This window comes from Streptomyces sp. HUAS MG56, assembly GCF_058673395.1.
Genome location: NZ_CM178722.1, coordinates 9408987 through 9428911 on the forward strand (window position 1 = coordinate 9408987; position 19925 = coordinate 9428911).

Annotated in this window: 17 protein-coding genes; 5 read left to right on the forward strand and 12 right to left on the reverse strand. The window is 71.5% G+C overall.

The features are described from left to right. The first annotated feature begins 16 nt into the window (after positions 1-16). Positions 17-1051 carry a ketoacyl-ACP synthase III family protein gene (locus AC4OXY_RS43290; protein WP_356040170.1) on the forward strand — a complete coding sequence of 345 codons (1035 nt, stop codon included), beginning with the start codon at positions 17-19 and terminating at the stop codon, positions 1049-1051. A 182-nt stretch (positions 1052-1233) separates the two neighbouring features. On the opposite strand, the gene AC4OXY_RS43295 is transcribed toward AC4OXY_RS43290, so the two are convergent. The 12 genes from AC4OXY_RS43295 to AC4OXY_RS43350 all read right to left on the reverse strand — a co-directional run bounded on the left by AC4OXY_RS43295 (position 1234) and on the right by AC4OXY_RS43350 (position 14722). Then, positions 1234-3777: an AMP-binding protein gene (locus AC4OXY_RS43295; RefSeq protein WP_491992456.1), complete on the reverse strand. Its 2544-nt coding sequence runs from the start codon at positions 3775-3777 to the stop codon at positions 1234-1236. A gap of 10 nt (positions 3778-3787) precedes the next feature. Further along, positions 3788-4639: an ABC transporter permease gene (locus tag AC4OXY_RS43300; RefSeq protein ID WP_356040165.1), complete on the reverse strand. Its 852-nt coding sequence runs from the start codon at positions 4637-4639 to the stop codon at positions 3788-3790. Next, complete coding sequence (locus tag AC4OXY_RS43305) at positions 4639-5628, reverse strand: ATP-binding cassette domain-containing protein (RefSeq protein ID WP_356040162.1); 990 nt, start codon at positions 5626-5628, stop codon at positions 4639-4641. Before AC4OXY_RS43305 ends, AC4OXY_RS43300 begins: the two co-directional genes overlap by 1 nt. A gap of 108 nt (positions 5629-5736) precedes the next feature. Continuing rightward, on the reverse strand, positions 5737-6942 hold the full coding sequence (gene mqnC, locus AC4OXY_RS43310) for a cyclic dehypoxanthinyl futalosine synthase (RefSeq protein ID WP_491992457.1): 1206 nt from the start codon (positions 6940-6942) through the stop codon (positions 5737-5739). Between the two features lie 33 nt (positions 6943-6975). Beyond that, positions 6976-7875, reverse strand: a complete 900-nt coding sequence (locus tag AC4OXY_RS43315; protein WP_376295499.1) for a menaquinone biosynthetic enzyme MqnA/MqnD family protein — start codon at positions 7873-7875, stop codon at positions 6976-6978. Positions 7876-7927: 52 nt separating this feature from the next. After that, positions 7928-8689 (reverse strand): thioesterase II family protein, encoded by a 762-nt coding sequence (locus tag AC4OXY_RS43320; RefSeq protein ID WP_356040624.1) that lies wholly within the window; start codon positions 8687-8689, stop codon positions 7928-7930. A gap of 94 nt (positions 8690-8783) precedes the next feature. Then, positions 8784-9083, reverse strand: a complete 300-nt coding sequence (locus tag AC4OXY_RS43325; protein ID WP_356040627.1) for a ferredoxin — start codon at positions 9081-9083, stop codon at positions 8784-8786. Positions 9084-9230: 147 nt separating this feature from the next. Beyond that, on the reverse strand, positions 9231-10394 hold the full coding sequence (gene mqnE / locus AC4OXY_RS43330) for an aminofutalosine synthase MqnE (RefSeq protein WP_402069073.1): 1164 nt from the start codon (positions 10392-10394) through the stop codon (positions 9231-9233). Between the two features lie 477 nt (positions 10395-10871). After that, positions 10872-11522: a VC0807 family protein gene (locus AC4OXY_RS43335; protein WP_356039445.1), complete on the reverse strand. Its 651-nt coding sequence runs from the start codon at positions 11520-11522 to the stop codon at positions 10872-10874. A 155-nt stretch (positions 11523-11677) separates the two neighbouring features. Further along, entirely contained in the window at positions 11678-12298 is a 621-nt protein-coding gene (locus AC4OXY_RS43340) for a TetR/AcrR family transcriptional regulator (protein ID WP_356039443.1), read from the reverse strand. A gap of 52 nt (positions 12299-12350) precedes the next feature. Then, positions 12351-13346, reverse strand: coding sequence for a Gfo/Idh/MocA family protein (locus AC4OXY_RS43345; RefSeq protein ID WP_491992458.1), 996 nt, complete (start codon positions 13344-13346; stop codon positions 12351-12353). Continuing rightward, positions 13343-14722, reverse strand: coding sequence for an NDP-hexose 2,3-dehydratase family protein (locus tag AC4OXY_RS43350; RefSeq protein ID WP_491992459.1), 1380 nt, complete (start codon positions 14720-14722; stop codon positions 13343-13345). The genes AC4OXY_RS43345 and AC4OXY_RS43350 overlap by 4 nt, the downstream gene beginning before the upstream one ends. A 374-nt stretch (positions 14723-15096) precedes the next feature. Here AC4OXY_RS43350 and AC4OXY_RS43355 point away from each other — a divergent pair, with 374 nt between their 5' ends. Genes AC4OXY_RS43355 through AC4OXY_RS43370 form a run of 4 tightly spaced genes read left to right on the forward strand, consistent with a single transcriptional unit; the run spans position 15097 to position 19825 of the window. After that, on the forward strand, positions 15097-16848 hold the full coding sequence (locus tag AC4OXY_RS43355; RefSeq protein WP_491992460.1) for a thiamine pyrophosphate-binding protein: 1752 nt from the start codon (positions 15097-15099) through the stop codon (positions 16846-16848). Next, positions 16820-17473 carry an SRPBCC family protein gene (locus AC4OXY_RS43360; RefSeq protein ID WP_356039432.1) on the forward strand — a complete coding sequence of 218 codons (654 nt, stop codon included), beginning with the start codon at positions 16820-16822 and terminating at the stop codon, positions 17471-17473. The genes AC4OXY_RS43355 and AC4OXY_RS43360 overlap by 29 nt, the downstream gene beginning before the upstream one ends. Further along, a complete protein-coding gene (locus AC4OXY_RS43365; RefSeq protein WP_356039429.1) occupies positions 17470-18468 on the forward strand; it encodes a 3-oxoacyl-ACP synthase III family protein in 999 nt (332 codons plus the stop codon). Before AC4OXY_RS43360 ends, AC4OXY_RS43365 begins: the two co-directional genes overlap by 4 nt. 55 nt (positions 18469-18523) lie before the next feature. Continuing rightward, entirely contained in the window at positions 18524-19825 is a 1302-nt protein-coding gene (locus AC4OXY_RS43370) for an aminotransferase family protein (RefSeq protein WP_491992461.1), read from the forward strand. Positions 19826-19925 lie beyond the last annotated feature (100 nt).

Consider the following 19925-nt stretch of genomic DNA (forward strand, 5'->3'; position numbering starts at 1 on the left):
CAAGGAGAGATCCCGCATGAGGATTGAGAACGTCCACATCGACTCCCTGGGGGTCGTTCTGCACGAGTGGGCGAGCGCGGAACAGGCCGTGGCCGACGGCCGTGTGGACGCCGAGGTCGTCGCGTCGAACGGACTCACCGGAACGCACGTGTCCGGTGACGTGCCGGCCGTGGACCTGGCCGTCTCGGCCGCCCGCACCGCCCTGGACCGCTCCAAGATCGAGCCCGACGAAATCGCCTCGCACCTGCACAGCGCGGTGTACTACCAGGGGCCCGTCGGCTCCTACCCGCCGGGCTACATCCTGCGCGAGCTGGGCCTGGACGACATCTCCGCGTTCTACCTCCAGCAGGGCTGCAACGGCATGCTGGGCGCCCTGGAGGTGGCGGTCGGCCAGATGACCGGCGCCGCCGAGGCCGAGACCGTGCTGCTCACCTCCGGCGAGAACTTCTCCTCCCCGGAGATCGACCGGTGGACCGGCTACGGCCAGTCCTACTTCCTCGGCGACGGCGCCGCCTCCGTCCTGCTCAGCGCGGACGAGGGGTTCGCCACGGTGCGGTCGTTGCACGCCGGGGTGCTCCCGGCCCTGGAGAAGTGGCACCGGGGTGACGGCCCGCAGCTCCTGCGCGGGCAGTCGGACTCGATGGCCGACATGGCGCAGCGGGCCGAGCAGTTCACCGAGACGGAACTGTCCCTGTCGGAGACGCTGGAGAAGCTGACCGTCTTCGACCTGGGCGTCATCCACCGCGCCCTGGTCGACGCCGACCTGAACGCGGCGGACATCGCCAAGGTCGTGCCGATCAACATGGACGGCCGGATGATCGAGTACTCCCTGATGATGCCGCTGGGGCTGCCCATGTCCCGGTCCAGCTGGGACTTCGGCAAGAGCGTCGGACACGTGGGCGGCGCGGACGTCTTCATCACGCTGGAGCACCTGGTCCGTACCCGGGAGGTCGGCCCGGGCGACCACGTCCTGCTGGTCTCCCAGGGGCCCGGCTGGATCTGCACCGCCAGCGTGGTCACGATCAACGAGCTGCCCGCCTGGGCGGTCTGAACCCCGGCGCCGTGCGCAGGCGGCCCCGACCGGTTTCCCCCAACCGGTCGGGGCCGCCTGCGTGTTGGCCGGTGCCGTGGGCCCGCGTTCCTGTGCGCACACATGCGACCGCCCACCGCTCGTACTGCTCAGCGGTGGGCGGTCGTCTCTCGATCTCGGCGCGCTTCCTCGGACAGCGGGTCCTACGGCGTCGCGGAAGCCGTCTGGAGCACGGCGGGGAACAGCGCGCCGAAGCGCACCGAGTCCACCGTCAGCACCGGAGCGCCGGCGGCGTCCACAGCCGTCACGCCGAGGGTGCCGTCCGCCGCGGCCGTGAGCCGGGCGCGCAGCACGGAGGCCCGGGCGGCGTGCAGGGTCACCCCGCGCCAGAGGTCCGGGGCCCCGAGGCGGTCCGCGGCCGATCCGGCGGGATCCCACGCCCCGCCCAGGCCCGCCCACAGCTCGGCACGTGCCACGGCCTCCAGCAGCGCCGGGTGTACCCCGAACCGACTGCCCTGCTCCGGTGTCCCCTCGGGCACCCGGACCTCGACGAACAGCTCGTCGTCGCGCCGCCAGACGCCGTGCAACGCCGCCGGCGCGCCGCCGGGGCCGGTGGCACCGAAGGCCCCGTGGCCGCCGAAGACCTCGTCGACGGGTACCCACCAGGCGCCGGCCGGCGGCCACACCTCCGGCTGCCACCGCGGCGGCGCACCGGCGGCGGCCGCCGTGCCGTACGCCTGCCGGACCCACGGCCGGCCGCTCGCACCGGAGTCCCGGCGCGTGTACACCGTCACCGCCCGCACGCCCAGGGTGTCGGACCCGCCGACGGTGACCTGTACCTGCACACCGCCGGCCGCGGGCAGCACCAGCGGTCGTACCGCGTCGAACTCCCGCAGCCGGCCGCAGCCCAGATGCCCGGCGGCGTGCAGTGCCAGGTCCAGCAGTACGACACCCGGCACCACCGTCCGTCCGTCGGCCGAACGGGAGAGCACCAGTCCGTCCGCACCGCTCACGAGCCGCCCGGTGAACGTCACCTCGTCGGTGTCCGGACGCTCGATCACCGCGGCCAGCAGCGGATGTTCCGCGTCCGCCAGCCCCAGGTCGGCCGCACTCCCGTAGCGGGCGCGCCCCGACGGCCCCGGGGAGCGCCGCCACAGGAGCCGCCCCGTCAGCCCGGACAGCCGCTGCCGGGCGATCTTCCCCGCCGGGTCGCGCGGCACCTCGTCGATCGCGTGGACCTCCTCCGGGCGTTTCGGGGGCGGCAGTTCGTCCCGGCAGGTGGCCAGCACCGCCTCGACGTCGAGCCCGTCCGGCCCGGGCACCAGATACGCCACGGGCACCTCGCCGAGCGTCGGATGCGGTTTCGCGCCCACCGCCGCGTCGCCGACGCCGGGCACCTGGAGGAGCACACTTTCCACCTCGGCCGGATGGACGTTCTCGCCGCCCCGGACGATGACTTCCTTCAACCGGCCGGTGACGGTGAGGTATCCGTTCGCGTCCTGCCGGGCCAGGTCGCCGGTGCGGTACCAGCCGTCGCAGAGCACGGCCTCGGTGGCCTCGGGCCGGCCGTGGTAGCCGAGCATGAGGGCGGGGCTGGACACCCAGACCTCGCCCTCCTCGCCCGCACCGGCCTCGGCGCCGCTGCGCGGGTCCGTCAGCCGCAGGGTCACGCCGGGCAGCGCGCGCCCGCAGGAACCCGGCACGTACGGACCGTGCGGAAGGTTGGTGGTGATCGCGCCGCACGTCTCGGAGCTGCCGTAGCTGTCCAGCAGGGCGACCCCGAACCTGGACCGGAACGCCTCGTGCAGGGAGGGCGGGCAGGGAGATCCGGCCACCATGCACACGCGCAGACCGGGCGGGGCGGAACCGCCGGTGCGGGTCCGCTCCACCATGTGCTGGTACAGGGCCGGCGAACCGACCAGGAAGGTGGAGTTCTCCTCCCGGGCCGTGCGCAGCACCTCGTCCGCGGCCGGCTCGTCGGTGATGTACGCGCCGGCCCCCACGGCCAGGACGCCCAGGACGCAGATGTTGTGGGCGAGGGTGTGGAACAGCGGCATCGGCACCAGCACCCGGTCCCGTTCCGACAGCCCGAGCAGGGGAGCGTTGCAGGACGCCGTCGCCCACAGTGCGGCCCGCTGGGTGGAGACCACGCCCTTCGGCTTCCCGGTCGTGCCCGTCGTGTAGAGCAGCCACGCCGGTTCGTCGAGCCCCAGGTCGTCGCGTGGCGGATCGCGCAGCGACCAGGTGGCCGCCAGCGTCTCGTAACGGGGCAGTGACTCGTCCGCCGCGTCCCGGCCGACGAGTACGGCATCGAGCTCGGTGGTGTCGCCCACCAGGACCACGACGGTGCCGGGGCGCTGCGCCAACACCCGCCGCACCTGGGGCAGTTGTGCGGCTCCCGTGATCACCAGCCGGGCGGCGCAGTCGTCCAGGAGGTGGCCGAGCTCGGCGTCGGTGCGGTGCGGGTCGAGCGGGACGCCGACGGCGCTCGCGCGGGCGACGGCGAGACGGCTCTCCACCGCCTCCACCCGGTTCGGCAGATAGATGGCGGCCGACGCGCCCCGCGTGAGCCCCAGCCCCACCAGGTGACCGGCGACCCGCGCGGTACGCCGGTCCAGCTCGGCCCAGGTCAGCGCGCGGCGGGCATCCTTGAAGGCGATCCGGTCGGGCTGCCGGGCGGCGTGCCCGGCGAGCAGTTCGTGCACCGGGCGGATCAGCTCCGCCCGGAACATGGCGTCCGCGCTCACGCGTTCCCCCTCATGCGCCGGCCGAACGGTAGCGGCGCACCGCCAGCGTCCGGAACAGCACCGCGATCAGTATCGACCAGCCCGCCGACACCAGCACGGGATGCTGGGCGGGCCAGGCACCCGTGGCCGCGAGCCCCGGGTTGCCGAACAGCTGCCGCGCGGCCTGCACCGTCGCGCTCAGCGGGTTCCACTCCGCGGCCCAGCGCAGCACCGTCGGAAGAGTGGAGGGCGCCACGAACGCGTTCGACAGGAACGTCAGCGGGAACAGCCACAGGAAGTTGCTGCTGGCCGCGGCCTCCGGAGCGCGCACCGTCAGACCGATGACGACGCCCACCCACGACAGCGCGTATCCCATGAGCAGCAGCAGCCCGAACCCGGCGGCGGCCTGCAGCACCCCGTGATGGGCGCGCCAGCCGACCAGCAGCGCGCACAGGATCATCACGGTCACGACGATCGCGTTCTGCACCAGATCGGCGACCGTGCGGCCGGTGAGCAGCGCGCCTCGCGCCATCGGCAGCGACCGGAACCGGTCGACCATGCCGCTCTGCAGGTCGTTGGCCATGCTGACGCTGCTGTTGCTGGCCGTGCCGAAGGCGATGGTCTGGGCGAAGAACCCCGGCATCATGAACTCGCGGTAGGCCGCGGCGCCGTGCGCACCGGGCAGGGCGAAGGATCCGGCGAAGATGTACGCGAACAGCAGCACGAAGACCAGGGGCTGCACCAGGCTGAGGACGAGCACCTCGGGGATGCGGATCGTCCGGATCACATTGCGCCGCGTGACGACCAGTGTGTCACGCACGGACTTGGTGACCGTGCCGGGTTTCAGTTCGGGTACGGGCGGTGCCGTTGCCGACACGTTCATCACTTCCTCTCGCCCGCCGCGCCGGTGGCGGCCGCCGCGCGCACCGGGTTCCGCGGGACGTCCTCGGTCAGGGCCAGGAAGACCTCGTCCAGCGTCGGGCGGCGCAGTCCGATGTCGGTGATCTCGATCCCCTCGGCGTCCAGCGCGGTGATGACCTCCGTCAGCAGCCGCACTCCTCCGTCGACGGGAACCGAGACGATCCCGCGCGGCCGGTCCACGTCCGGACCGCGGGTGCCGAACCGGGCCAACAGCCCGGCGGCAGCGTCGAGTTGCTCGGGCCAGGCGACCACCACCTCGACCCGCTGGCCGCCCGCCTGCGACTTCAGTTCGCGCGGTGTGCCGCGCGCGATGATCCGCCCGTGGTCGACGACCGCGATGTCCCGGGCCAGACGGTCGGCCTCCTCCAGGTACTGGGTGGTCAGCAGCAGCGTGGTGCCCTGCGCCACGAGGTCCTCGATGGCCTCCCACAGCATCAGGCGGCTGGTCGGGTCCAGGCCGACCGACGGCTCGTCGAGGAACATCACCGAGGGCCGGACGACGAGGGCGCCGGCCAGGTCCAGCCGCCGCAGCATGCCGCCCGAGTACGTCCTCGACACCCGGTCGCCGGCCGCGCTCAGGTCGAACCGGTCCAGCAGTTCGTCGGCCCGCTGCCGGGCGGCCCGCGCCCGAAGGCCGTACAGTTCACCGATCATGCGGAGGTTCTCCCGGCCCGTCAGCCGGTCGTCGACCGCCGCGAACTGGCCCGAGAGGCCGATGGACAGCCGAACCTGGTCCGGCTCCCGGACCACGTCGTGGCCGGCCACGACGGCGGTGCCCGCGTCCGGGCGCAACAGGGTCGTGAGCAGCCGCACCGTCGTGGTCTTGCCGGCTCCGTTGGGGCCGAGCAGCCCCAGCACGCCGCCTTCCGGCACGTCCAGGTCTACTCCGTCCACGGCCCGGACCTCACCGAAGGTCTTGACCAGACCCGTGGCGTGAATGGCACCCGCCATGGGGTTCTCCGTCCTCGTGTGCAGGGGTGGGGGCGTTGCGTGGGGTGTGCGGGAAGCACAGGTGTCCGGGACCCGGGTGTCCCCGGTCCCGGACACATGGCCGCCGGCTCAGCGGGCGGCGATCAGCTTCAGCTCGGGGTGGGCCGTGCCGCCCTCGATGGCCGTGGACGAGATGTGCGAGACCACGCGGTCGTCGGCGGGGTCGTTCGCCGGGTCGTCGTGCACCTGCAGCAGCTCGTAGGTCGTGTTGCGCTGCGCCGGGACGCGTCCCGCGCCGCGGATCAGGCCGATCAGTTCGAGCAGGTTGGAGCGGTGCTTGGCGCCCGCGGAGGAAACGACGTTCTCCTCCAGCATGATCGAGCCGAGGTCGTCGGCGCCGTAGTGGAGCGACAGCTGGCCGACTTCTTTGCCGGTGGTGAGCCAGGAGCCCTGGATGTGCTGGACGTTGTCGAGGAAGAGGCGGGCGATGGCGATCATCCGCAGGTACTCGAAGAGGGTGGCCTGGGTGCGGCCCTTGAGGTGGTTGTTCTCGGGCTGGTAGGTGTACGGGATGAAGGCGCGGAAGCCGCCCGTGCGGTCCTGGACGTCGCGGATCATCCGCAGGTGCTCGATGCGCTCGGCGTTGGTCTCGCCCGTGCCCATCAGCATCGTCGAGGTGGACTCCACGCCCAGCCGGTGCGCGGTCTCCATGATCTCCAGCCAGCGTTCGCCGGACTCCTTCAGCGGGGCGATGGCCTTGCGGGGGCGCGCGGGGAGCAGTTCGGCGCCGGCACCGGCGAAGGAGTCGAGGCCGGCCTCGTGGATCCGGGTGACGGCCTCCTCGACGGACACGCCGCTGATCCGGGCCATGTGCTCGACCTCGGAGGCGCCGAGGGAGTGGATGACGAGCTGCGGGTAGGCGTCCTTGATGGCCTTGAAGTGCTTCTCGTAGTACTCGACGCCGTAGTCGGGGTGGTGGCCGCCCTGGAACATGATCTGGGTGCCGCCCAGTTCGACGGTCTCCGCGCAGCGGCGCAGGATGTCGTCCAGGTCGCGGGTCCAGCCCTTGTCCTTGTCCTTGGGGGCCGCGTAGAAGGCGCAGAACTTGCACGCCGTGACGCACACGTTCGTGTAGTTGATGTTGCGCTCGATGATGTACGTCGCGATGTGCTCGGTCCCGGCGTACTTGCGGCGGCGCACGGCGTCGGCGGCCGCGCCCAGCGCGTGCAGCGGGGCGTCGCGGTAGAGGACGAGGGCTTCCTCCGGGGTGATGCGTCCGCCGTCGGCGGCTCGGTCGAGGACGGGCTGGAGAGGGGACTGCGAGGGTCGGGACATGATGGCCGGGCCTTTCCGGTGGCGTAGGGCGGATCAGGGTGCGGAGGGTTCCAACAGCCGGACGGCGACGTCGGGCGGGAAGCCCTCGGGGCCGCCGCCGACCAGGCGCGCGAACTCGGTGATGCCGGCGAGCTGCGCCGTGCCGAGGCTGAAGTCGAGGGCCGTGGTGTAGTAGCGCTGGAGCGTCGCGGCGTCGAACTCCTCCCACTGCGAAGCCTGTTCGCAGACCTTCGTCACCTCCGCCAGGGACAGGTCGCGCGAGGCCAGCAGATCGGCGTGGACCTGGCGCACCAACTCCGGTTCGCGGGCCAGGAAGTCACGGCGCGCGGCGAACACGGCGAACACGAAGGGCAGCCCCGTCCAGTCCTTCCACATGCGGCCCAGGTCGTGTACGTGCAGACCCATCCGGGGGGCCTCGTACAGGGCCGCGCGCAGTGCGGCGTCGCCGATGATCACGGCGGCCCTGGCCTCGGACATCATGGTGCGCAGGTCGGGCGGGCACCCGAAGTAGCGGGGGTTCACCCCGACGCGCTCGGCGAGCAGCAGCTGCGCCAGACGCACCGAGGTACGGCTGGTCGAACCCAGCGCCACCGGCTGCCCGTCCAGCTCCTCCAGCGGTACCTGGCTGACGATCAGGCAGGACATGACGTCTCCGTCGCTGCCGACCGCGATGTCCGGCAGGGCGACCAGGTCGTCCGCGTGCCGCAGGAACTCCAGCAGGCTGATCGGCCCCATGTCCAGCTCGCCGGCGGCGAGTGCGTCGTTCAGGCCGTCCGGCGTGTCGGTGCGCAGGTCCATGTCGAGGAGGGAGCCGGTGCGGGCCAGCCCCCAGAACAGCGGAAGGCAGTTCAGGAACTGGATGTGACCCACGCGGGGTCGGCGCCGGCGCACGGGCGTCGGCTGTGCTGTGTCGGGGGCGAGTTGCTCGGTCACGGTGCACGACTCCCGAAGCGGGTCGAGGGGAGGAAGGACGAGGGGTGCGCGGTCAGACGGTGCGGACCGGCGCGGCGAAGTGCTCGCGGAGTACGGCCAGCACCTCGGCCGGCCGCTCCGAGAGGAAGAAGTGCCCGCCGGAGAAGACCCGCAGGTCGTACTCCGTCTCGGTGTGCTCGCTCCAGGCGCGGGCTTCTTCCAGCGACGTTCGCGGGTCGGCGTCGCCGGTGAGGACGGTCACGGGGCAGCGCACCGTCGCGCCGGGCGCGCTGCGGTACGTCTCGACGGCCCGGTAGTCGCTGCGGATCGCGGGCAGCACCATGCGCAGCAGCTCCTCGTCCTGGAGGACCTGGGCGTCGGTGCCGGCCAGGGCGCGCAGTTCGGCGATCACCCCGTCGTCGTCGAGCGTGTGCACATGCTCGTCCCGGACCCGGGACGGAGCGCGGCGCCCGGACGCGAACAGCCGGACGGGGCCGGACCCGGTGCGCTCCATACGGCGCGTCACCTCGAAGGCCACGACCGCGCCCATGCTGTGCCCGAAGAAGGTCACCGGCCGGTCGTCGTCCCATTCCGCGAGGGCCGCGCTGACCTGGTCGGCGAGCTCGGCCACCGAGGCGGGCCCGGGTTCGTGCCTGCGGTCCTGGCGGCCGGGGTACTGGATCGCGGCGACCTCGACGTCCGGGCTGAGCGCGGCGGCGACCGGCAGGTAGAAGCTGGCCGAGCCGCCCGCGTGCGGGAAGCAGACCAGCCGCTCGGCGGCCTCGGGCGAGGGCCGGAACCTGCGGATCCACAGGTTGTCGGTGGTGGAACTCATCGGGCGTGTGGGTCCTTCCCAAGTGTCGAGGTGAGCGGGCCCGGCGGCCGGACCACCGGGGCGGTGGGATCCGGCCGCCGGAGAGGCGGCGGACTCAGTCGTCCGCCTCGGGGCCGTACACCTCGACCTGATCGGAGACGCGGCGTACGTGAATGCAGTCGCCGGGGCACTTCTTGGCCGAGTCGACCACGTCGGTGAGCAGTTCCAGGGGGACCCGGGTCGTCGAACCCGGCTCCTGGAGCAGTTCGTCCTGCTCGTTCTTGACGTAGGCGAGCCCGTCGATGTCCAGCTCGAACACCTCGGGCGCGTACTCGGCGCAGATTCCGTCGCCGGTGCACAGGCCCTGGTCGATCCAGACTTCCAGGTCCTCGTCGTGGGTCGTCTGCGGGGACATAAACACCTGCCTGGCAGTGTCGTCATGGTGTGCGCGCGGTGCGCGCACAGCCGCCCGGGGCCGAGCGGAGCGCGCACCGCGCACACAGGGGGAGTCGTGCACGCCGTACACGAGGGGGGAGTCCGGCCGCGGTGGCCGGTCCGGGGGTCAGACGCGCATCGGCTGCGGCGACTCGCGCCGGGCCGGGTCGGGGCCGTCGTACTCGCGGATGATCTCGTAGCGCGTGTTGCGCTCGACCGGGCGGAAGCCCGCGTCGCGGATGAGGTCGAGCAGGTCCTCGCGGGTGAGCTTGTTCGGGGTGCCGTAGTTGTCGGCGTCGTGGGTGATCTTGTACTCGACGACCGAGCCGTCCATGTCGTCGGCGCCGTGCTGGAGGGCGAGCTGGGCGGTCTGCACGCCGTGCATGACCCAGAAGACCTTGACGTGGGGGACGTTGTCGAAGAGGAGCCGGGAGACCGCGAAGGTCTTGAGGGCCTCTGTGCCGGTCGCCATGGTGGTGCGCGCCTGGAGGCGGTTGCGGACCTTGCCGTCCTTCATGTCCACGAAGTCGTGCTGGTAGCGCAGCGGGATGAAGACCTGGAAGCCGCCGGTCTCGTCCTGGAGCTCGCGCAGCCGCAGCACGTGGTCGACCCGGTGGCGGGGCTCCTCGATGTGGCCGTAGAGCATGGTGCACGGGGTCTTCAGCCCCTTCTCGTGCGCCAGCCGGTGGATGCGGGACCAGTCCTCCCAGTGGGTGCGGTGGTCCACGATGTGCTGGCGGATCTCCCAGTCGAAGATCTCGGCGCCGCCGCCGGTGAGGGATTCGAGGCCGGCGTCGATCAGCTCGTCGAGGATCTCGGACGCGGTCAGACCGGAGATCGTCTCGAAGTGGTGGATCTCCGTCGCCGTGAACGCCTTCAGACCGACGTTCGGCAGCGCCTTCTTCAACTCCCGCAGCGAGCGCGGGTAGTAGCGCCACGGCAGGTTCGGGTGGAGGCCGTTGACGATGTGGAGTTCCGACAGGTGCTCGTTCTCCATCGCCTTGGCCAGCCGGACGGCCTCCTCGATGCGCATCGTGTACGCGTCCTGCTCGCCCGGCTTGCGCTGGAACGAGCAGTAGGCGCACGACGCGGTGCAGACGTTCGTCATGTTGAGGTGCCGGTTGACGTTGAAGTGAACGACGTCACCGTTCTTGCGGGTCCGCACCTCGTGTGCCAGACCGCCCAGCCAGGCCAGGTCGTCCGACTCGTACAGGGCGATGCCGTCCTCACGGGACAGCCGCTCACCGGAGAGGACCTTCTCCTCCAGCTCGCGCTTGAGCCCAGCGTCCATGGCCGGGAACCTCCTCGTTCAGTGCCTGGCGGCACGCGTAGTGACTGTGCGCATGTGGCGTGATCCGACGCGTCGACGGGCCCCTGGACGCCGCTGTCGCGGCATCCCGCGGAACCGGCCGTCCCGCCCGGAGACGGTCGGGCGGAACGGAACGGATCCGCACCACACGGACACCGCGGCGAACCGGCCGGCCGCGACGGCCCGCGGCACCGGCCAACGATCCGGAACACCACGGGCCCCGGCCGGGCGGCGGGTACCGACGCCGCGTCCGGTGGGGCCCTCCCATCCTCGCGGAGGGCAGTGTGGGGAAAACCCCACATCCGCAACGGCTTTGCCGAGGGCATCCGGTGCCACACCGCGGACGGACGCCGAAGCGGCCTGCCGTCGCGGCGAGGCACGTCACGGCACGGCATACGCGAGTGACCGGGCCGTCGTCGGCCCGGTCACGGTCGTCTCGGCAGTGTGTGGGGCGGTTCGTCAGCCGCTCGTGTCGTCCTGTGGGGAGGCCGGCACGGAGGCGGGGCCGCGCGGCCTGCGGTCACCCATGACCTTGGCGAGCGTGCGGGTGCGGTGGAGCACGACCTGCGTGATCACCTGGAGGAGGATCCACGACACCGCGTACAGGGCGCCGTCCAGCGCGGGCACCGTGTCGACGGGCAGGGTGTAGGCCATGATGAGCCGGAGCAGCGCGTCGCACAGCAGGCCGATGCCCCACAGCGCGGTCAGGCCGCGCCATACGCGGCGGAACGAGGCGTCGGACTCCCATGTCCGTTCCAGTTGCTCGCTTCTCCCGGGCAGCAGAGAGCGCAGCGCCTGGTAGGTGAAGGGGCGCGCGGTGAACAGGGTGACCAGCAGCCAGATTCCGGCCAGCCCGGTGAACAGGCCGTTGCGGGCGAGGGCGAGGCGTGGGTCCGCGGCCAGCAGGGAAGCCACCGCGCTCACCACCAGCAGCGCGAGCGTGAATACCCCGATCGCGTCCAGCCTTCGATGGCGAATCGCGGAGTAGAGGGTGTGCAGAGCGGGCGCGGATCCGCTGAGCAGCAGAGCGGTGATCTCACCAGCTCCGGCGCCGCGCATTATGTAATAGAGCCCGACGGGGAGTACCACGTCGCAGCCGACGGTGATCACGAAAGCCCAGGGTGAGGACGGGTTTTCGGATGGGGTGGGGGGTGAGGCCGCGGAAGGTGGCGCCGCCGGCGCCGAGGACTCAGAGCGGGGTGTGGGGGAGGTCATGAGATGTGCTCCAGAGTGGTGGCCGTGCAGCTTTTCGGCCAATCTTGGTACTACACGGGCGTGGTGCAGCGGTCGAACACGACCGTCAATTCACGGGCGCACCGCTCCAGGTCCATCGCGGAGTGGGACAGATGACGGCACAGGACGGTGTCGATGGCACCGCGGATCGCCAAGGCCATGGTGAGACAGTCGAAGCTGCCGAACTCCCCGGCGTCACGACCCTGTTCGAGGAGAACGATGAGCCGGTCCACGGACATGATGCTGCGTTCGATACCCTCCAGACCGGTGATCTGGCGGTCCCGTACCATCCTGACGACCTCGGTCAGCGCCTGGGTGTGGATCGGGTAGCGCTCGACGAAGTCGAAACTGGACGTGATGTACGCGCTCAGCTTGCCGCGATACGTACGCTCGTCGCCCATGCGTGAGTCCGCTATGTTTTCGGCCTTTTCGATGATGGCGCGGGCGACTTCCGCGAAAAGCTCGGGCTTTCCGGAGAAATGGTACGAGATCATCCCCGTGCTGCTGAGCTCGGCCTGCTGCGAGATCTTACTGAAGGATGCCTTTGTGTAGCCGGATGCGGCGAGTGTTTCGATTGCCGCCTGAACTATCTGCGCCCGCCGTGCATTCTGCGTGAATGTTCTGGTCTGCTCGTTGACTGTCCTGGCCATCATGGTTTCAGGTTAGCCGGATCGTGATCGTGATTTTTCCTAAAGTACAAAAGTCTCAGCGCACCGGAATCCGCCGGGCCGTCGTACGGACGGCGTCCACCAGCTCCATCATGGCGATCGAGTCAGTGTGCTGTCCGGCATCTCCGCCGCCCGCGCGGACGGCGTGCGCGAACTCCTGCAACAGCAGCGCCAGTTGGTCGGCGGCGGGCAGCGTCCTCCGTTCCTCGCGATCCTGCTCCTCGATGACGAGCAGCGGCTGGTGGGTGGCCGGCGGAGTGAACGCCCGGGTCACGGTCAACCGTGCCCGGTCGCCCCACATCGTGTACGTCGACGCGTAGGTGTGCTCGAAGCCGAACGCCAGCTCGGCGAGGATCCCGGAAGGCGAGGCGAGCAGCACCTGTCCCGACAGGTCGAGGCCGTCCGAGGCCCGGGTGCGCAGTGTCGCGCCGGCCACGTCGAGTCCCGGGCCCAGCTGCAGCACGGCGGCCCGCAGCGGGTACACCCCGACGTCGAGCAGCGCGCCGCCACCGAGCTCGGCGGCGTAGCGGATGTCGTCCTCCGGCAGCGGCGGAATGCAGAAGGCGCCACTGAAGGAGGCGAGCCGTCCCAGGCGGCCGTCGGCCACCAGCTCACGCACTCCGACGTGTTGCGGGTGGTGCAGGAACATGAAGTTCTCCCGCAACGCCAGTCCGCGTTCCGCCGCCAGCGCGCACAGGGCACGCGCCTCAGCGGCGTCGACACCGATCGGCTTCTCCACCAGCACGTGCTTACCGGCGAGCAGCGCCCGCTCGGCCCAGTGACGGTGCAGGGACGTCGGGGCCGACACATACACCGCGTCCACGTCGGACCGCTCCAGCAGGGCCCCGGGATCCTCCTCGGCGGCACAGTCGAAGTGCTCCGCGAAGCGGGCCGCCTTCTTCGGCGTGCGTCCGGCGACGGCCACCAGCTCCCACTCCGGCGCCCGGGCCACCGTCGGCAGGACCCGCCGCCAGGCGATCGACGAGGTACCGATCGCGCCGAGACGCAGCGGCCGCGCCGCCGGCGCGCTCACAGCGACCTCAGCGCGGCGATCAGCGTGCGCGCCTGGACGTTCACGTTGTGGCTGTGCCGCAGCAGTTCGTCGACCTGACGCAGCGACACCCAGCGGAACTCCTCCGACTCCAGCGGTGTCTCGTCCTCGACCTCGACGATCACGTAGTGGCTCTGGGCGTTGAGGAAACGCCCGCCCTCCTCGGACAACAGCACGTCGTACACGGCCTTGTCGCGCCGGTCCAGCAGCTCGTCCAGATACGGCGGCCACGACTTGCGCGGCAGATGGGAGTAGTTCTCCAGGGTGCACTGGACCGTCGGGCCCAGCTCGACCACCGACAGGAACCCGGCCTCGGCCCGTGCCCGCAGCAGCACGTGCGGCACCCCCTCGATCCGGCGCACGAACAGCGCCGCGATCCCCGTCCCGTGCGGTTCGACGAGCGGCTGCGACCACGCGGCCACTTCCCGGCGGCCCGAGATGACGTCCACGGCCACCACGCTGAAGTGGCGTCCGTCCACGTGGGACACCGTGTGCGGGCCGCGGCGCCAGCCCTCGGTCCGCGCGAGTCCGATCGGCGTCACGCTCACCTCGTGCTCGGCCCGGCGCCGAGTGATCCAACTGCGCACCTCGGTGTCCGAGTGCAGCGATCCGGTCACCGCGGCGGCGTCCGCCCGCCAGTCCGGCAGGCACGACAGCACCGTACGGGCGTCCATGTTCACGACGTTGTCCTGCTGCAGCAGCATGTTCACCTGGCGGAGCGTCAGCCACGCGAAGTCCTCGCCCGCCTCCACCTGCGGACCCACCCGCACGATCATGTTCCGGTTCCTCTTGCGGAGGAACCATGAACCCTGCTCCGACTGCAGGACGTCGGCCACCACCGCGCCCGGCTCGGGACTGCGGAAACAGTCCAGGTACGCGACGGCCGAACCCCCGTGCACCCGGAGGTAGTTGCTCTTCGTCGCCTGAACGGTCGGCGACAGCTGCATCCCGTTCACGTTGCCCGGCTCCGACTTCGCCTGCATCAGCAGGTGCGGTACGCCGCCGAAGTCCCGCACGGCGATGCCCAGGATGCCGATCTCGGGCTGGTCGATGATCGGCTGGTCCCACGCCGGCACCGGCCCGAAGTCCGAGCGGACCCGCAGCCCGTGCACCGCGAAGAACCGGCCGCTCGCGTGCCGCAGGTCGCCGGTGTCCCGCTCGAAGCGCCAGCCGTCGAGCTCCGCGAACGGAACCCGCTCCACGCGCTGCGGCTGCGTGTGCCGTCGGTCCTCCAGCCATGCCGCGAGTTCCACGTCGCTCAGCACACCGCCGTCCACGGCCGCCGCGGAGACCGCCAGCGCCGCCAGGGTGTCCGCCTCCTCGCCGCGCGCGGACGCGGGCGCGGTTGTCGGAGTCATCGATTCGCCCTTCTCTCGATTCGGGAGTGCGACCGTGTGCGTGATCGACCGGGCCGGGCGCCGGCGCGCACCCCCACGCCGAAGGAAGCGCAGCGGACAGCCGCACGCACAGCCTGCCTGCTCGAATTCGAGCATTCGCCTAGACCGCCGCCCCTTGCGGCAGGCCCGTGCACTGGCTATGAGCCGCCGTCACGCCGCGGCCGGCACGCCCCGGCCGCCGCGCCGCGTTCGCCGCGGGCGGGGAACACTAGTGGATGTTCCAGACCGCCCCGGACCGGGCGTGCGGTGGCCGGAAGCCGGGCTACGTTGTGGCCTTCCGACCCGGCCGACAAGAGACGTTTGCGGGGATGCTCGTCGACCCCGAGGAGACGAAGATGCGAAACGGTCCCCCACGCGTCGCCGACTACATCATCTCTTCCCTGGCGGCACGGGGAACTGACCATGTGTTCGGAGTCGGCGGCGCGAACATCGAGGACCTCTACGACGCCGCCCACCTCTCGGACGGAGCCGTCCGGGCGGTCGTCGCCAAACACGAGTTCTCCGCCGCCACCATGGCCGAGGGGTACCACCGCACGTCCGGCAGACTCGGCGTCGCCATGGCGACCTCGGGGGCCGGCGCGATGAACCTGGTCCCGGGCCTCGCGGAGGCGTACGCGGCGCGCGTCCCGGTGCTCGCCCTGATCGGCCAGCCGCCCCGCCCGCTGGAGGGCCGCGGGGCCTTCCAGGACTCCAGCGGCCGGGCGGGCGCCTTCGACGCGGTCCGCCTGTTCGCCCCGATCTCGCGTTTCTGCGCCCGGGTCGACACTCCCGGTGACACCGCCGCGCTGCTCGCCGAGGCGATCGCCGCCACCCGAGGACCGCACCGCGGACCGGCCGTCCTGCTGCTGCCCAAGGACGTCCAGCAGGCGCCCGCGGACGGACTCCCTCCCCTCGCCGGCCTGCTGACCCCGCAGCCGCAGGCCCCCGCGGCCGCGCACCGGGCGGCCGCGGCCGCACTGCTGGCCGAGGCCGTCACCGGCGGGGCGGACATCCTGCTGATCGCCGGGGACGGCGTCGGACGCGCGGACCTCCGCGCGGAGGTCGCCGAACTCGCCCGCCGGCTGGGCGCGTCGGTGGCCGTGACGCCGGAGGCCAAGGACGCCTTCGACAACCGTGACCCGCGCTTCGTGGGCGTGGCCGGCGCGATCGGGCACCCGTCGGTGCAACGCCACCTGGAGAAGGCGGCCGTATGCGTGCTCGTCGGCACCCGGCTGCCGGTGATGGCCCGCACCGGACTCGAACCGGCCCTCCAGGACACGCCGTTGATCTGCTACGACCCCGAGCCGCCCTTCACCGGCCCGCACCGCGACGGCGTACCGGTCGTCCACGTGGACGGCGACCTGCGCACCGAACTGAGAGCCGTCGACGACCTGCTCGGCGCACTGCCCCGGACCTCGATCGGCCGCGAACTGCCGGGCGGCGGCCCGGAGTACCTGGCGGCGCCCCGCCCCGACACCCCCGGCGTGCGGCTCACCGACGCGGTCCGGGCCATCGAGTCCGCCCTCCCCGACGACGCCACCGTGGTGTCAGACGCCGGCAACGCCAGCTCGGCGGTCATCCACCACCTGACCGTGCCCCGGCACGGGAACTTCGTCCTCGCCCTCGGCATGGGCGGCATGGGACACAGCTTCGGCGCCGGCATCGGGGCGGCGTTCGCCACCGGGCGGCGCACCTATGTGATCTCCGGCGACGGGGGCTTCTACGCACACGGCATGGAGGTGCACACCGCCGTCGAACACGACGTGCCCGTCACCTTCGTCGTCTTCAACAACAACGCCCACGGGATGTGCGTGACCCGGGAGCAACTCCTCTTCGAGGCCGACTACTCGTACAACACGTTCAAGCCCGCCGACATCGCGGCCGGCGCGCGGGCCATGTTCCCCTCGCTCCCGGCCGTCACGGCGACCACGGCCGACGAACTGCGCCGCGCCCTCCTCACGACGAACGACCGCACCGGCCCGGCTCTGGTCTGTGTGCAGTCCGACCCGGACGAGCTGCCCCCGTTCGTGCCGTTCCTCCGTCTGATCGACGACCGCCCCACCCCCGCAGGAGCACACCATGACGACCGCGTCACACCAGTTGGCTGACATCCCCGGCCTCGTCCGGTGCGAGACGAACAGCGTGCCCGAGCTCATCGCCGAGGCCACCGCCCGGACCCGGCCCGAGTACCCGCACGACGAGGTGTACGGGCAGTTCTGCACGATCCAGGAGTACATCGACTGCCCGCCCGAGGACGTCTTCGCCTACCTCAGCGACATCAACAGCCTGGACGAGTACTCGGTCAGCACACGGTCGTTCCGGCCGACCGGCACCGAGGGGCTCTACGTCGGCTGGGACACCCTCGCCGAGGACACCAGGATATTCATGCGGCTCCGGCCCAACCGCGAGGCGCTCACACTCGACTACCACTGCGCCTGGGACCAGGGCGAGGAACTCTGGATGATCTACCTGTTCCGGATCGTGCCGGCCGAACAGGTGCTCGGCAAGCCGGGTTCGGTGGTCATCTGGACCAACTGCCACCACCCCCACTACGACAAGAACCCGTATCCCGAACTGTCCCCGGACCCGGAGCGGATCTGGGTGGGCGACCTGTGGCCGCTGTTCTACGCCGGCCACCGCATCGAGCTGGACAACCTCAAACGGATCCTCGAATACCGCAGCAGCCGGGGCCTTCCGGTCTCGGTCGCCACCGCGCCGGAGGCGGGCGAATGATCCCCGTCAGCCTGGTCGACGTGGACAGCTATCTGCCCGAACGCAGCGTCGGCACCGAGTTCTACACCGATCAGGAAGTCCAGGACACCGAGGGCGCGATGTTCAGCCCGCCGGCCGCCCGGCGGCACGCCGCGCCGGACGAGAGCGCCACCGACATGGCGGTCGCGGCCGCCCTGCCGATGCTGGAGCGCCGGCGCGAGCGGGGCGACGGCCCGGTGGACGTCGTCCTCACCAACGTCTCGCTCCCGGACCGGGCGTTCACCGGAGCCGGCGCCGACATCGTGGCCCGGCTGGGGCTGGACCCCGTACCCGAGTGGATCATCGACGTGCACAACAGCGGCTGTGCCGCCTTCGTGTACCTCATGAAGCTCGGCCGCGGCCTCATCGCCTCGGGCCAGGCCCGCACCGCCCTGATCTGCTGTGTGCAGAACACGGCCGGGCAGCTCTTCGCCCGGCCCGAGCTCAGGGGCCGCAAGCACGCCCCGGTGCCCGGGGACGGCTGCGGCGTCGGTTTCCTCAAGGCGGGCGACGAGTCGCCGATCCTCGACGTGGTGACACATCACGGTGTCGAGTACGCCAACGACATGACCCTCTCCGTGGACACCCGCAAGTACTGGCAACCCGGCGAGGGAGAGATCGACATCGGCTTCACCGACAGCAAGGTCAAGCAGATCGTCGCGCGGGGCAACCAGCTCGTGCCCCAGGTGACCCGGGAGCTGTGCGAACGCCTCGGCACCCCCACCACCGACATCGACCTGCTGGTCACCAACCAGCCGAACCGGATGTTCCTGCACAACTGGCGGGAGGACCTCGGCCTCAAGCCCGAACGCCACCCGGACACCTTCGACCGGTACGGCAACCTCTTCGGCGCGGGCATCCCGGTGACGCTCTCCCAGGCCCGCGACGAGGGAAAGATCGACAAGGGCGATCTCGTCGTGCTGTCCGGCTTCGCGCACGCCGGTGACTTCGCCGCCGCGGCCGCCGTGCGCTGGTGACCCCGGCCTTCGCCGTACGCCCCGACCCCTACCTGTCATACCTGGAGTTGTGCCGATGACCGACACCGCACCGCAGACCCGCACCGGCGAGGAACTGGCCGAACTCGACCGCCGCCACCTGTTGCACCCCTGGACCCCGCACGGTATCGGCGACCAGCTGGTGCTGGTCGAGGGCCGGGGCTGCGAGGTCACCGACTCCTACGGGCGCACGTACCTGGACGGCCGCAGCGGCCAGTTCAACGCGACGCTCGGCTACCGCCATCCCCGCGTGCTGGCCACGATCGAGGAGCAGGCCGGCAGGCTGATGACGTACGCCCTTCTGGGCTCGTCGAACGAGCCCGCCGTCCTGCTCGCCGCCCGGCTGGCGGAACTGCTCGGCGAGCCCCTCGAACGCACCCTGTTCTGCAACTCCGGCTCGGAGGCCACCGAGGCGGCGATCCGGATCGTGCGGATGTACCACGCACTGCGCGGCGAGCCGCGGCGGACCACCGTGATCTCACTCGCCGACGGCTACCACGGAACCACCGTCGCGGCCGCCGCGATGTCGGCCTCGCCGATCGCCTGGACGGGCTGCGGGGCGCTGCCCGAGGGGTTCGTCCAGATCCCCACGCCCGGCTCCGCGGCAGACGCCCGGCCCGGCCCGGAGGCGCTGGAGGAGGCCATCGTCGCGCAGGGCGCGGAGAACGTCGCCGCGTTCTTCGTGGAACCGGTCCTCGGGGTGGGCGGCATCCGCCCGCTGCCGGCCGGCTATCTGCGCGCCGTCCGGGAGATCTGCGACCGCCACGGGGTCCTGCTCGTCGTCGACGAGGTGACCACCGGACTCGGCCGCACCGGGGCGTGGTTCGCACACCAGCGCGAGGACATCCGTCCCGACGTGATCACCACGGGCAAGGGACTGGCTGCCGGATACGTGCCGTTCGCCGCCGTCACCATGACCACGGCCGTCGCCGACGTGTTCGCCGGCGACCCGATGCTCGGCGGCCTGCGCCACGGGCACACGACCAGCGGACACGCCCTCGGCGCCGCCGTCGCCCTGACCGTGCTGCGCACCATCGAGGAGGAGGGGCTGATCGACCACGCGGCCGCCATGGGCGAGCGCCTGTGCGGGCAACTGGTGGACCGCCTCAAGGGACTGGACGGGGTCAGCGACGTACGGGGCGTCGGCCTGCTTGCGGGTGTCGAGTTCGACTCCTTCGCCCGCGCCGCCCAGGTGAGCCAGGCCTGCCTCGGCGCCGGGGTCGTCGTACGCAGCGAGGGCCCGGTGCTCTCCGTCGCCCCGCCGCTGATCGTGACCGCGCTCCAGGTGGACCGGATCGTCGACGCGCTGTACGACGCCACGGTGGCCGCGGCCGGCTGAGCCCCGCGCCCGCTCGCCCAGGTGCCCCCCCGCCACGGCGTGGGGGCATCGGCGTCCCCGGCCGGGCATCACGCCTTCACCCGGTGTCCGACCGAAACGA